16 protein-coding genes are annotated in these 12741 nt (G+C 71.7%); 9 read left to right on the forward strand and 7 right to left on the reverse strand.

Annotated features, from left to right (window positions below; all coding sequences use genetic code 11):
• Window positions 1–2 precede the first annotated feature (2 nt).
• From ELQ39_RS31575 to ELQ39_RS31590, 4 genes are all read left to right on the forward strand, one after another.
• Window positions 3–848 (forward strand): MBL fold metallo-hydrolase, encoded by an 846-nt coding sequence (locus tag ELQ39_RS31575; RefSeq protein ID WP_242595345.1) that lies wholly within the window; start codon window positions 3–5, stop codon window positions 846–848.
• Window positions 849–1115: 267 nt separating this feature from the next.
• A complete protein-coding gene (locus tag ELQ39_RS31580; protein WP_225625312.1) occupies window positions 1116–1652 on the forward strand; it encodes an AAA family ATPase in 537 nt (178 codons plus the stop codon).
• 110 nt (window positions 1653–1762) lie between these two features.
• Entirely contained in the window at window positions 1763–2218 is a 456-nt protein-coding gene (locus ELQ39_RS31585) for an excalibur calcium-binding domain-containing protein (protein WP_242595346.1), read from the forward strand.
• A gap of 154 nt (window positions 2219–2372) precedes the next feature.
• Window positions 2373–2681, forward strand: a complete 309-nt coding sequence (locus ELQ39_RS31590; RefSeq protein ID WP_190003386.1) for a hypothetical protein — start codon at window positions 2373–2375, stop codon at window positions 2679–2681.
• Window positions 2682–2696: 15 nt separating this feature from the next.
• On the opposite strand, the gene ELQ39_RS31595 is transcribed toward ELQ39_RS31590, so the two are convergent.
• The 3 genes from ELQ39_RS31595 to ELQ39_RS31605 form a co-directional block, all read right to left on the reverse strand.
• Window positions 2697–4364, reverse strand: a complete 1668-nt coding sequence (locus ELQ39_RS31595; RefSeq protein ID WP_242595347.1) for a RecQ family ATP-dependent DNA helicase — start codon at window positions 4362–4364, stop codon at window positions 2697–2699.
• Window positions 4365–4473: 109 nt separating this feature from the next.
• Window positions 4474–4674, reverse strand: coding sequence for a DUF2191 domain-containing protein (locus ELQ39_RS31600; RefSeq protein ID WP_093769908.1), 201 nt, complete (start codon window positions 4672–4674; stop codon window positions 4474–4476).
• A gap of 292 nt (window positions 4675–4966) precedes the next feature.
• On the reverse strand, window positions 4967–5947 hold the full coding sequence (locus ELQ39_RS31605) for a GlxA family transcriptional regulator (RefSeq protein ID WP_242595348.1): 981 nt from the start codon (window positions 5945–5947) through the stop codon (window positions 4967–4969).
• Between the two features lie 121 nt (window positions 5948–6068).
• On the opposite strand from ELQ39_RS31605, the gene ELQ39_RS31610 reads away from it, so the two are divergent.
• Complete coding sequence (locus tag ELQ39_RS31610; RefSeq protein ID WP_242595349.1) at window positions 6069–7034, forward strand: NADP-dependent oxidoreductase; 966 nt, start codon at window positions 6069–6071, stop codon at window positions 7032–7034.
• Window positions 7035–7085: 51 nt separating this feature from the next.
• Window positions 7086–7412, forward strand: a complete 327-nt coding sequence (locus ELQ39_RS31615; protein ID WP_242595350.1) for a hypothetical protein — start codon at window positions 7086–7088, stop codon at window positions 7410–7412.
• Window positions 7413–7541: 129 nt separating this feature from the next.
• Here the strand turns inward: ELQ39_RS31615 and ELQ39_RS31620 are convergent, their stop codons facing one another.
• Window positions 7542–8276, reverse strand: a complete 735-nt coding sequence (locus ELQ39_RS31620; RefSeq protein ID WP_242595351.1) for an SDR family oxidoreductase — start codon at window positions 8274–8276, stop codon at window positions 7542–7544.
• 103 nt (window positions 8277–8379) lie between these two features.
• Between ELQ39_RS31620 and ELQ39_RS31625 the strand changes: the two genes are divergently transcribed.
• Window positions 8380–8763: a hypothetical protein gene (locus ELQ39_RS31625; RefSeq protein ID WP_242595352.1), complete on the forward strand. Its 384-nt coding sequence runs from the start codon at window positions 8380–8382 to the stop codon at window positions 8761–8763.
• A gap of 10 nt (window positions 8764–8773) precedes the next feature.
• On the opposite strand, the gene ELQ39_RS31630 is transcribed toward ELQ39_RS31625, so the two are convergent.
• Complete coding sequence (locus ELQ39_RS31630; protein WP_277994761.1) at window positions 8774–9898, reverse strand: M23 family metallopeptidase; 1125 nt, start codon at window positions 9896–9898, stop codon at window positions 8774–8776.
• Between the two features lie 270 nt (window positions 9899–10168).
• Complete coding sequence (locus tag ELQ39_RS31635) at window positions 10169–10813, reverse strand: MBL fold metallo-hydrolase (protein ID WP_391667867.1); 645 nt, start codon at window positions 10811–10813, stop codon at window positions 10169–10171.
• A 79-nt stretch (window positions 10814–10892) separates the two neighbouring features.
• Here ELQ39_RS31635 and ELQ39_RS31640 point away from each other — a divergent pair, with 79 nt between their 5' ends.
• Together ELQ39_RS31640 and ELQ39_RS31645 are read left to right on the forward strand one after the other, a co-directional pair.
• Complete coding sequence (locus tag ELQ39_RS31640; protein ID WP_242595356.1) at window positions 10893–11318, forward strand: MarR family winged helix-turn-helix transcriptional regulator; 426 nt, start codon at window positions 10893–10895, stop codon at window positions 11316–11318.
• Window positions 11319–11510: 192 nt separating this feature from the next.
• Window positions 11511–11813 carry a DUF1540 domain-containing protein gene (locus ELQ39_RS31645; RefSeq protein WP_198427590.1) on the forward strand — a complete coding sequence of 101 codons (303 nt, stop codon included), beginning with the start codon at window positions 11511–11513 and terminating at the stop codon, window positions 11811–11813.
• A 75-nt stretch (window positions 11814–11888) separates the two neighbouring features.
• On the opposite strand, the gene ELQ39_RS31650 is transcribed toward ELQ39_RS31645, so the two are convergent.
• Window positions 11889–12698: a DUF4184 family protein gene (locus ELQ39_RS31650; protein WP_242595357.1), complete on the reverse strand. Its 810-nt coding sequence runs from the start codon at window positions 12696–12698 to the stop codon at window positions 11889–11891.
• Window positions 12699–12741 lie beyond the last annotated feature (43 nt).

Raw genomic sequence — 12741 nt, forward strand, 5'->3', positions numbered from 1 at the left:
CCATGCCCACAAGCGGCACCCTCGCCTACGACGTCTTCACGGCCGACCCCATCCCGCAGAACGTCACGGAACCCGTCCCCAACGGCGACCGTCGGATGTTCTCACCCCTGTCCGTCACCCTCGTCCACGGCGAGCGGGACGCGGTCCTGGTCGATCCACCGCTGACCACCGCCCAGGCGGAGGCGGTGGAGGACTGGGTGGCGGCCTCCGGCAAGAACCTGACCCATATCGTCGCGACCCACGGCCACGGCGACCACTGGTTCACCGCCGGCCTCCTGGCGGACCGTTTCGGAGCGACCGTCGTCGCCTCCGAGGGCACGATCAAGGAGATGCACCGCAACGCGGCCATCCGTCCGCAGTTCTGGGACAAGCTCTTCCCGGGGCAGATCCCTGACGCCCCCGTCACCGCCGTTCCCGTGCCCGGCAACCGCCTCACCCTCGAGGGCCACGAGCTGCGCATCGTGGAGGTCGGACACAGCGACACGGACGAGACCAGCGTCCTGCACGTGCCGGACCTCGACCTCGTCGTGGCCGGGGACGTCATCTACAACGGCGTCCACCAGTACCTCGCCGAATCCGGCGACGGCGGCCGTGACGCCTGGCGCGCGGCCATCACCGTCGTGGAGAACCTCCGCCCGCGCCACATCGTCACCGGCCACAAGAACAAGGAGCTGGACGACGACGCCACCCGCGCGATCGCAGAGACCCGCGCCTACCTCGACGCCGCCGACGACCTCCTCGCCCGGCACGACGACCCGCTCGGCTTCTTCCACGCCATGCTGGAACGCTTCCCCGACCGCCTGAACCCCGGCGCCCTCTGGGGAGGCGCGGTCGCGCTCTACAGGTGACCCCGCGCAGGTGACCGATGACTGCGACCGGCGACCGTCCGCCGCTGCCGAGGCCGTCGTCCGGGCCGGGGCGCTGACCGATGTGCTGACCCCGCGCCTCGCCCCCGCCGTGCTGGGCGTGTGAGGCACCCCCCTCTTCAGCGGCCGGGTGCCTCACACGCCCACGCGGCGGAGCGTGCGCCTCACGACGGCGGCGACCCGCATCGCCTGCGACGCAGTGCGCCGACCGCCTTCGCGGCCCCGCTTTCCGCCCGTACCGTGAAGGCCATGAGGACGGGCACCGAGCACACCAGGCTGGTCATCCTGCGCGGCAACAGCGCTTCGGGGAAGTCGTCCGTCGCGGCGGAACTGCGCACGCGGTTCGGCCGTGGACTCGCCCTGGTCGCCCAGGACAACCTCCGCCGTGTCGTCCTGCGGGAGCACGACCGCCCCGGCGCGGCCAACATCGGCCTGATCGACCTCACCGCGCGCTACGCCCTGGACGCCGGCTTCCATGTCGTCGTCGAAGGCATCCTCTACGCCGACCGCTACGGCGCCATGCTCACCCGGCTGCATGCCGACCACCGTGGCCGCAGCCACGCGTACTACCTGGACGTCCCCCTCGACGAGACGCTCGCCCGCCACGCCACCAAGCCGATCGCCGACACCGTCGACGAAAGCTGCCTGCACGAGTGGTACCGGCCGCGCGACCTCCTGCCCGGCGGCCTCGAAACGGTCGTCACCGCCGAGAGCGCGCTGCACGAAACCGTCGACCTCATCATGCGCGACACCGGCCTCGACTGCCTTCCCGCCTCTGGTCGCTGACGGGGCGCCAGAGGCCACGGTGAGCAAACGACAGCACTCCGCCCCCGGAGTCCATATTTTCTTCACACAACCGCTACAGTTTGTTCTTCAACTAGCGCCCGGGGGGCATGATGACCAATCCGTATGCGGCCGGTGGCCGCACCGCGCCGAAGTGGGCGCGCAAGCGGTACGTGCTGCCGGCGCTCGGCCTCGCCTTCCTCATAGGCGTCGGAGCGGGCGGCGAGGACAGCAGCGCCAAGGGCGACGCGAAGCCTCTGGCGGCCGAGGCCCGGCCGTCGGCGACCGTCACCGCGACGGTGACCGCCACACCCTCCGTCGAAGCGGAACCCGCCCCGACCGTGACGGTGACGGAAACGGAGACGGCCAGGGTGAAGGTGAAGGTCACCGAGACCGTGACCGCGGAGCCCGTCGAGGAGGACTACAGCGGAGGCGGCGGCGGCAGCGTCTACTACCAGAACTGCGCCGCTGCCCGGGCGGATGGCGCGACGCCGGTACACCGCGGCGACCCCGGCTACGGCAGCCACCTCGACCGCGACGGTGACGGCGTCGGCTGCGAGTGGGGCTGACCGAGGGGGCATGGGCGGCGCCCCGCGTGGCACTCGTCCGGTGCGGGCGGCGCCCGCCGCTACGGGGGCACCGCGACCGTGTACGAACAGCCGCCCAGGGTGAGGACGGTGCCCTCGTGACCAGCAGCAGTCCCGCCGAGCCCGGCCGCAGGCCATGAAGCGCGGCAAGCGGTACGCCGTCGCCGCCTCCGGTCAGTGGACCGACGAGGAGGACGGCCGCCGCAGGCTGCCCGCCGGGGAGGTCCATGCCTGGGAGCCGGGCCGCAACGAGACCGTCTGCGGCCTGTCCCTCAGCCGTTCGCGCCTCGCCCGCTTCTCGCACGTCAGCTGGCCCGACACGTTCCCCGAGTCGGGCGGCGCGGCCGACAAGGTGCAGCGGGTGTGCCCGCGTTGCGCGTCGGTGGCCGGACGCCGAGGCGGCGACGCACGCCCACGCTGGGTGCGCGTCCGCCCGCGTCCATGAGGTGAGCGCCGTGCCTCAGGCGCCGGTCAACAGGTCACCCTCCTCCACGGCGGACAACGACAGCGTCTTGTAGCCGACCTGCTCGAACAGCACGACGACCCGGTCCTCCTCCATGTGCATCACGGTGCCCGCACCCCAGTCGGCGTGTCGCACACGCTCGTTCGGCTCGTACGGCCCGGCCTCCCCGGCCGGGGGAGAGGCGTCCGCCCGCCCGGCATCCACCGGCCCGGGCTCGTCGGCCAGACGCTCGCACACGTCGCAATGCCCGCAAGGAGCCTCGAGCTGCTCGCCGAAGTAGCCGAGCAGGTACTGGCGGCGACAGCTCGGCGTCTCCGCGTAGCCGCGCATCATCTCGATGCGCGAACGGTCGATACGGCGCCCCCGCTCGAACACCTCCTCCGCCGCTTCCGCGGCTTCCTCCACCGACCGTCCGGACACGGCACGCACCGCACGGCGCCGCCCCTCGACCACCACGGCGCCCGCCTCCTCCAACAGGTTCAACAGATCGCCGGCCTTCCGGCGCGACAGCCCGCACAGCTCCGCCGTACGACTGCGGCTCTGCGCCGCGTCCTGCTCGAGCAGCGTGCTCATGATCCGCCGCAGAGCCTCGGTGTCCAGCGACCTGGACGTGAGGAACTTCTGCAGCCCCAGATCCTCGGGCCGGTAGAACAGCACGGCTTCGGCCGCCTCCCCGTCCCGGCCGGCCCGCCCGATCTCCTGGTAGTAGGAGTCGAGCGACCCGGGCACGGAGGCGTGCGCGACGAACCGTACGTCGGGCTTGTCGATGCCCATCCCGAACGCCGAGGTGGCCACGACCACGGCGGGAGAGCCCTCCATGAACCCGTCCTGGATCCGCCGCCGCTCGGCCGCCTTGAGCCCGGCGTGATACGCCTCGGCGTCGACCCCGTCCTCACGGAGACGCTCCGCATAGGCCTCGGCGTCCTTGCGGGTGGCGGTGTAGAGGATGCCCGGTGCGGGCGCCGAGGCCGTCCAGCGGGAGACGGCCTCGCGCTTGGAGGGGTCGTCGGTGTACGTGTGCACGGTCAGCCGGATGGCGGGCCGGTCCGTGCCGGTCGTCACGAGCTGGGGGTCGCGCATGTGCAGGTGCTCGACGATGTCCTCCCGCACGGGGGCCGCAGCGGTCGCGGTGAGCGCCAGCACGGGCGGGCGGCCCAGCCGCTCGGCGGCCTCACCGAGGGTGAGGTAGTCCGGCCGGAAGTCGTGCCCCCAGACGGACACACAGTGGGCCTCGTCGACGACGAACAGCGACGGCCGCAGCTCACGCAGCCGCTCCAGGACGTCCTTCCTTGCCAGCTGCTCGGGAGAGAGGAACAGGTACTCGGCGTCACCTTCCTCCACCGCCTGCCAGCCCTCGTCGGTCACCGACTGAGACTGGGCGGAGTTCACGGCCACGGCATCCGGAGCCTCGCTGTCCCGCAGCCCCGTGACCTGGTCACGCTGCAGGGCGATCAACGGTGACACGACCACGGCGGGACCGCCCAGCAGCACGGTCGGCACCTGGTAGATCGCCGACTTCCCGGAACCGGTGGGCATGACGACCAGCACGTCACGGCCGTCCAGCAGTCCCTGCATCGCCTCGGCCTGCTCAGCGCCCAGATCGGTCCACCCGAACCGCTCGCGCGCCACGCGACGCAACGCGGCCTCCCGCTCCCGCTCATCCATCCCGTACGCCCTTCCAGCCCCTGACCAGTGAGTTCCCGGCCCGGGTGCCCGCTGCGGGGGCGGGGATGCGCGCTACGACGTACCGCTGTCGCGCCACGGGAGAGGCGACTCAGCCCTCCGGCTCCCGCGGCTTGACGTCGACCTCGCGCAACCCCTGCTCCTTGAGCCCGGTACGCGCCTCCGTGCGGTGCCCGCGGGCGACGTAGTCCCGCACGATCGCCTCGACCGCGTCCTGCGGCGAACCGATGCCCGCCAGAACCATCACTTCCACCACCAGCTCGGCGTCCAGACTGATGCTGACCTTGGCCACCATGCCTCCCGTCGCGTCACACCCCACCGTGGCCGCCTCCGAGCCGGCGGCGGCCTGTGCTCGACAGCTTCGCGCACATGCCCGACGTCTGCATCGACTTCACCGTCGCCGACCCGAAGCGGCACCGTCGGGGACCGGCCATCGCGCGGCCATGCTCCTCGCGGGCATGACGGTTGCCGTCCCCGGCACTCTGACGCATCGCATGTCCGACGCGGAACCCGACCGGGAACAGGCCGTCCTCGAGGAGAACTGGTCGAACGCCGTCGGCAGCTGAGGGCCCTGGGCCGACGGATCACCACCCTGCCGTCGCCTCCGGCGCGCCGTGTGTGCGGCGGTACGCCGCCGGTGACAGGCCCACGTACGTGTGGAACTGCCGGCGCAGCGCGACCGGGTCGCTGAAACCGCAGGCGTTCGCGATGCGGGCGACGGGCAGGGTCGTGGACTCCAGAAGATGGCGTGCGTGCGCGAGCCGGCGCTGGGCCAGCCACTTCAGCGGGCTGAGCCCGGTCTCCTGCCGGAAACGGCGCGTGAACGTGCGCACGCTCATGTGCGCGTGCCGCGCCATGTCCTCCAGGGTGAGCGGCTCGGCCAGCCGCTCCAGCGCCCACTGCCGGGTCGCCGACGTGGAACGGCCGGCGTCCTGAGGCACCACGTGCTCGATGAACTGCGCCTGCCCGCCCTCACGCCACGGCGCCGCGACACACCGCCGGGCGGCGGCCGCGGCGACACTCGCCCCGTGGTCCCGCCGTACGAGGTGCAGGCACAGGTCGATGCCCGCGGCGCCGCCGGCGGACGTGAGGATGCGGCCGTTGTCGACGAACAGGACGTTCGGATCGACCTCGATCCCCGGGAACAGTTCCGCGAAGGCCTCGCAGAGCGTCCAGTGCGTGGTGGCCCGCAGCCCGTCCAGCAGCCCCGCCGCCGCGAGCAGGAAGGCCGAGGTGCACAGACTCACGATGCGCGTCTCCGGCCGGATCGCTTTCAGCACCGCCGTGACGTCCTCGGGCAGCGTCCCCGTCGCCAGCAGCTGAGGAGTCGGCTCCTGGGTGGCGATCACCACCGTGTCCGCGGTCCACAGCAGCGACTCGTCGTGCTCCACGACGATCCGGTAGTCCTCGTGCGTACGGACCGGCCGTCCCCCGATCGAGCAGGTCCCCACCGAGTACAGACGACTCCCGTCCCTGGCCCGCGCCTCGTTGAAGATGCGGGCGGGAATGCCCAGATCCAGTGGCAGGACCCCGTCGAGGGCGAGAACGGCAACCCGGTGCGTCATGGCCGGAATAGTACGACAGGTGTCCCTCGGGCCACTCACGCCCGCGCGCCCCGGCACGGCAGGGTGGTTCTGCCGGGTACGCCCCGGCGCACCACCCCATGACGAACAGGAGTGAGACACGATGAGCGGCCCCACCATGCGCGCCGTCACGATCAAGGAGTTCGGCGGCCCGGAGGTCCTGACCCCCGAGGACGTGGCCCGCCCCGAACCCCTGCCGACCGAGGTGCTGGTGCGCGTCCACGCGGCCGGCGTCAACCCGGTGGACTGGAAGACCCGGGCGGGCCAGGGCATGGCGGGCCTGCAGACCTTCCCGCTGATCCTCGGCTGGGACGTCTCCGGCGTCGTCGAACAGGTCGGTTTCGGCGTCACCACGCTCAAGCCGGGCGACGAGGTGTACGGCATGCCGTGGTTCCCGCGCGCCGGCGGCGCCTATGCCGAGTACGTCACCGCACCGGCCCGCCAGTGGGCCCGTAAGCCGTCCACCGTGGACCACGTCCACGCGGCCGCCGTGCCGCTGGCGGCACTGACCGCCTGGCAGATCCTCGTGGACACCGCGCATGTGCAGCCGGGGCAGCGGGTCCTGATCACCGCCGCCGCCGGAGGCGTGGGCCACTTCGCCGTCCAGTTCGCCCGCCACCTGGGCGCGCACGTGATCGCCACGGCCAGTGCCGCACGACACCCCTGGCTGAAGGACCTCGGCGCCGACGAGACGATCGACTACACCACCACCCCCTTCGAGGAGGCCGCGGCCGACGTCGACGTGGTCGTCGATCTGGTCGGCGACGCGCCCGACCGGTCCAGCACCCGGGCCCTGAAGACCCTGTCGCCGGGCGGCCTGCTGGTCGCCGTCCCCGGCGGTGTCTCCCCGGACCTGGCGGCGGCCGCCGACGCGGCGGGCGTACGGACCACCGGCTTCCTGGTCGAGCCGGACGGACCGGCGCTGACCCGGATCGCGGACCTGATCGACGCGGGTGAGGTGAGCGTCGAGGTGGCGAAGACCTTCCCCCTCGCGGAGGCCGCCACGGCCCACGTCCACGGCGAGGCCGGCCACACGCGCGGCAAGCTGGTCCTGACCGCGACGGACTGACACGCGGGGCGTTCCAGGTTCGGCCGGAGCCGCACGGGGCACCTCGTCGGTGTGCATGCGGACCAGCCGCCGGAGCGAACCCCCGACGGACACCACGTCGTCATCCGGGGCAGGAAATGGCGGGCGACCGACCCCTCCGTGCCGGAGGAGGCGGCCGCCCGCCTACGACGCCACCTCATGTCGGCACGCCGGGCAGTGCGCTCCGCGACGGCCGCGGACGACGAGCAGGCGGAGCGGGCGGCGCGGTCCCGGGTGAACCGGGCCAAGATCGCACTCGGTGAACGGGGCGCCCCGTGGTGGGAACAGTCGGAGGAGGAACGCCGACACCGCTGGGAGGAAGGGCTGAAGTCCCTCGACGCGGAGGACGCCGAGGACTGAGGCGTCGCCGGTCGGCCTCGAACCCGGCACCCGAGACATCGGCGGCCGACCGCTCACGTCATCCCCCAGGGGCAGATCATTGCTGGTCGGGACCGAAGCAAGCCTGCGTGACGCCGACTCGTCCGGTGCTCAGCCCAGCCCTCCGGTCGCCCGCAGATTCTGGCCGGTGATCCACCGGCCGTCCGGTCCCACGAGGAACGCGACGACGTCGGCCACGTCGGACGGCTGCCCCAGACGCCCGAGCGGAGTCATGCCGGCGACGGCTTCGAGTGCTTCCGCCGGGTTGGTCGTACGCAGCAACTCGGTGTCGGTCGCGCCGGGGGAGACCGTGTTGACGGTGATACCGCGGGAGCCGAGCTCACGCGCCGCGACGGCGGTCAGCTGCTCGACCGCGCCCTTGCTGGCGGCATAGGGGGCGATACCCGGGGCGGGCCGTACGGTGTTGAGGGTGGAGATGTTCACGATCCGTCCGCCGTCGGGCATGTTCCGGGCCGCGTAACGCATGGTGAGGAAGACGGACCTCGTGTTCACCGCCATGACCTCGTCGAAGAGGCCGACGTCGGTCGAGGCGAGCGGGGTCGGGGTGAAGGACATCGCGGCGTTGTTCACGAGGATGCGGAGACTGCCGAGTTGAGCCTCGGCGGCTTCCATCAGCCGCTCGGGCCCGTCCTCCTCGCCGAGGTCGAGACGCACCGCCTTGACGTGGCCGCCGTCAGCCTCGACGGCACGGACGACATCCTTCGCCGCCTCGTCGTCCCTGGCGTAGTTGAACACCACGGCCGCCCCGTCCCGGCACAACCGCTCGACGATGGCCCGTCCGATCCCCCTCGACCCGCCAGTGACGACGGCGGTCGCGTCCTTCAACGTCGCATCCTTCACCACGGTTCCCTCCGCGTGTGCATCATGATCCGTGACGTCCTCGTTCGTGCCTCGAAGGCCTGACGGAACCACACCACCAGGAGAAGCAGTGTCGCAACCGCTCACCCCGGAGGAACACCTCGCCGCAGCCAAGGACTGGCTGGGCCTTCCACCCGTCGTCGCCATCTGCGGCTCGACCCGTTTCATGACCGAGATGGCCGAGGCCGACCTGCGGGAGACCAAGGACGGCAAGATCGTCGTCAAGCCGGGTTGCGACCTGAAGTCGCCGCACGCGCTCTGGGCCGACCCCGTGGAGGCCGAGGCACTGAAGGCGCGGCTCGACGCGCTGCACCGGGCGAAGATCCGACTCGCCGACGAGGTGCTCGTGGTCGGCGACTACATCGGAGACAGCACCCGCGCCGAGATCGCCTACGCCCGCTCGCTGGACAAGCCCGTGCGCTTCACTCACCCGCACGTCGACCCCGACGCCTGACCGCTCGCCCTCAACCACCTTCCGTGAGCCAGGCCATCGGGTCCGTGTACTGGCCGTCGAGGAGCACCTCGAAGTGGAGGTGGGGGCCGGTGGACAGCCCCGTCGAACCCACCAGTCCCACGGCCTGCCCCGCCGCGAGGCTCTGACCCGCGCTCACCTGAAGCGCCGACAGGTGGCTGTACGTGGTCTGCAGCCGCTTCCCCTCGATCGTGCCGTGATCGATCACCACCCGGTAGCCGTACGCAGGCGTCATGCCCGCGAACTCCACCACCCCGCCCCAGGCCGCCGACACCTGCGCCCCCTGCGGCGCGTGGAAGTCGACGCCCGTGTGCAGCTTGGTCACTCCCGTCAGCGGGTGCTTGCGCGAGCCGAAAGGCGAGGTGACGGAGAGGGTGACGACGGGGTGCTGCAGTCGCGCGCCGGCGGTCTGAACGCCGCCCTCCTGCTCAGGGTTGCGCCGGACCAGAGCGCTGTACCGCGGCAGCCGCTGCTTCACCTCGGTCACGAACAGGAGCGCCGAGGACGGGACTTTGCCGGACTCCGCCACCTCGTCCGACCCCACCGCGTACGCGGCGAGCGTGAGGTCGGCGAGATCTCCGTTCACGGTGCCCTCGGTGCGCAGCGCGGTCATCTGCTTCGACAACGAGCAGTCCTGCCGCCCCAGCGCCATGATCGCGTCCACCGTGTCGAGGGGCGTGGACGTGCCGTTGCCGTCGTCGTCCCGGCCCCACTTCTTCCAACTGGCGCCGGAGAAACGGGCGATGCCCTGTTCGGACAGGCTCGCGCCGTCACTCTGCCAGCCGGACAGCTGGTCGATGTGGGCGGCGAGCAGCGCGGGCGTGACCCCCGCGCAGTCAGCGGTCGCCCTGCGCAGCCAAGGGACGTAGGAGCCATCCACATTGCTGACGGCCGACTCCGCCTGACCCGGCGTCCGGTCCTGCGGCACGGCTGTCTGGTCGCCGACCAAGGAGACGAACGCGAAGACGGCGCCAAGCGTCACCACGCCCGGCAGCACCACGAGCAAGCAGGCGCCCGGGCCCCGGCGGCGGCGCGGCGCGGCGGCAGTGGCGGTGACGGTGGTGGAAGTCGGCGATGCGGACTGTGCCGCGTCGTCACCCTTGGGCACGTTCTGCATGCTCCCACTCTCGGCGGCAGCCCTCGCCGTACGCGGTCCGAGGTGCCTTCCCTGTCTGCGAACACGGCGGGATACGCCGGTTCCTCCGCAGACGCTACGCACTCCGTGATCGACACGGCACCAGCCACGAGGACAGAGTGAACTGCCCGATGGGGCACCCTGCGCGAGGCGTCCGCCACAGCGCGGCCGTCCCCGGGGGCAACCGCCCGAAGCCGGAGTCGCGCGACCGGCACGCGGCCGGGCTGTGCTGACGGAAGGCGCCGGGGAGTCTCACACCCCAACGCCGGCACCGGGCTCGAGGCGCTCGATCGGAATGCCGGTCAGCCCCTTCTCGCCGAGCAGGTTGGCCGTGGACTGCCGGCCGAGGTCGCTGAGCATGAGTTCGTGGATCTCGATGACACGCTCGGGCTTGACGGCGCGGACGTAGTCGGCGGCTTCACCGAGCTTCGTCCAGGGTCCGCTGGTCGGCAGCAACAGGGTGCGCACGGGGGCGTCGGGCACGCAGTAGGCGTCGCCCGGATGGTGGACGGCGCCGTCGTCGAGGAGGTAGCCGACGTTGTCGGGGCACGGGATGTCGGGGTGGATCCGCGCATGCCGGTCGCCGTGGACGCTGACGGGGATCGACCCCACGCCGAAGGTGTCACCCGCGGCGACGGTGTGCACGCGCCCGCCGTGGCTGCCGAGGGCGGACGCGACGGCGGCGGTGCCGTAGACGTGCAGGTCTGGCCGCGTTTCGAGCGCGGCGGCGACGAGCTGTTCGTCGAAGTGGTCGAAGTGCTCGTGGGTGATCAGCACGGCGTGAGCCCGGGCGACGGCTTCGGCCGCGTCCGGGGTGAACGTGCCGGGGTCGACGACCAGCCGGGTGCCGTCCTTCTCGAGCGTGACGCATGCATGGGCGTGCTTGGTGAGCTGCACGGTGGGGCCTTCCAGGCTGTGGAAATATCTACAACCAAACTGTACAACTCGATTGACGTAAACAGGTAAAGTGACGGTCATGGACGACAAACAACTGGCCGAGGAGCTCCGCCTGACCATCGGCCGACTCGTACGGACGGTGCGCACCGCCGACACGATGCCGCCCGGCGAAGCCGCCGTCCTGGGCTACCTGGACCGCGGCGGCCCGCTGACCACCGCCGAGATCGCTGCCCGACGCGGAGTGACTCACCAGTCGGCCGCCAAGACGGTCAAAGACCTCCTGGCCCAGAACTTCGTGCGCGCCGAGGCTCACCCCGGGGACGGACGCAAACTTCTGCTCCACCTCACGCAGACGGGACGTGACCGTCTGGCCGAGGAGCGCCGTCGGCGCTCCGACTGGCTCGGCGCCGCGATCAACGACGTCCTGGACGCCGACGAACGCAGGACGCTCGAGGCGGCGCTGCCCCTGCTGTCACGCCTGAGCACGCACCTGCACGGCAAGTAGCCCGCGGGCTCCCGGTCGCCGTCCCCCCTGCGGACATGCGCAGCCCGACGCCGTCGCGGACAGTGGAAGAGAAGGAAGGAGCGTTCCGCGAGCGGCCGGCCCGGACGGATGCCGCGCCGAAAGCTCCGACAGCACCGAAAGCACCGACAGCTCCGAACGCGCCGCACGAGCTCACGAGAAGGGCGATCCGCCATGGCAGCCACACCCGTCATGCAGCTGCCCGTCATCAGCGAATGCGAGGCCGAGGGCTGCGCCTACAACCACGACCACACGTGCCACGCCGCGGCGATCACCGTGGGGGACCTCGACGGTCCCGTCTGCGACACGTTCATGGGCGCCGACCTCGAAGGCGGTGAACCGTCGACCACCGGCAGGGTCGGTGCGTGCAAGATGGCCGACTGCCGTCACAACAGCGGACTCGAGTGCCACGCCCCCGCCATCAGCGTGGGCTACGAGCACGAGCAAGTGGACTGCCTCACCTACGCGCGGAAGTGAGACCCGCACGTCGGGCGACGTCAGCCGTGTGAGCGAGCGGCAGGCCGACCAGAACCCGGGCCGCCACGGCGAGCTTCACGCGCGACGCGACCTGACGGCCTCGTGCGCCCACCACGCCCCGGCGTACGCCAGAACGGCGCAGGCGAGAGCGGCGCCGCCACCGGTGACCCAGTCCGACAGAACCGCCTCCGTGACGTCCCGCGCGCCGACTCCCCGATAGTCGGTGAGCGGCGCGGTGTTGGCGACGGCACCGGCCACGACGGCGACGGCGAGGGCGCCGACGACGACCCGGCGGGTGATCCTGGACGGGAACTCGTTCAGGGTGCCCGGCGCCACAGGAGTACTGCTGCGCGGCCTGCGCCACAGGAAGACGCCGATGGCCACGAGCCCCACGGCCGTACTGAGGTGCTGCACGGCCCGGGCGACGGTGAGGCCCCCGGCCACATGGGCCCGCAGAACACCGAGACGCGTCACCAGATACCCGTCGGCGTGCGTGAACGAGTCCCACACGAGGTGGGTGAGGATGCCGACGGCGAGGGACAGCAGCACCCAGGCCGCCCGCCGCAAGGGACTGCGGCGCCGCCCCTGCCTGTCGGTGAGGGCGGGCCCGGTCGGCAGGAGAGCGACCACAGGCCGCCGCACCACGGCGTACGCCGCCATCAACAGTGCCCCGAACACGGCCGGGACGGCGATTCCGGACGCCTGATGGGACGTGGTGGCGTTGAGAAACGGCTCGTACCAGGACTGTGCGCTCACGGGTATGCCGGCCGCGCCGAGAAAGTACGGCATGTCGGGCGCGACGGCCCCGCAGACCAGGGCGGTCGGCGTGAACGGGTGGCGCAGCAACGGCAGTACGGCGGCCGGGTGGGAGAGCGTGAACGGCATCGAGGGGCCACCTGGGTGTCTCGGACGAAGATAGGACGAGCGA

The sequence above is a fragment of the Streptomyces sp. GB4-14 genome, assembly GCF_022696125.1.
Lineage (GTDB): Bacteria > Actinomycetota > Actinomycetes > Streptomycetales > Streptomycetaceae > Streptomyces > Streptomyces werraensis.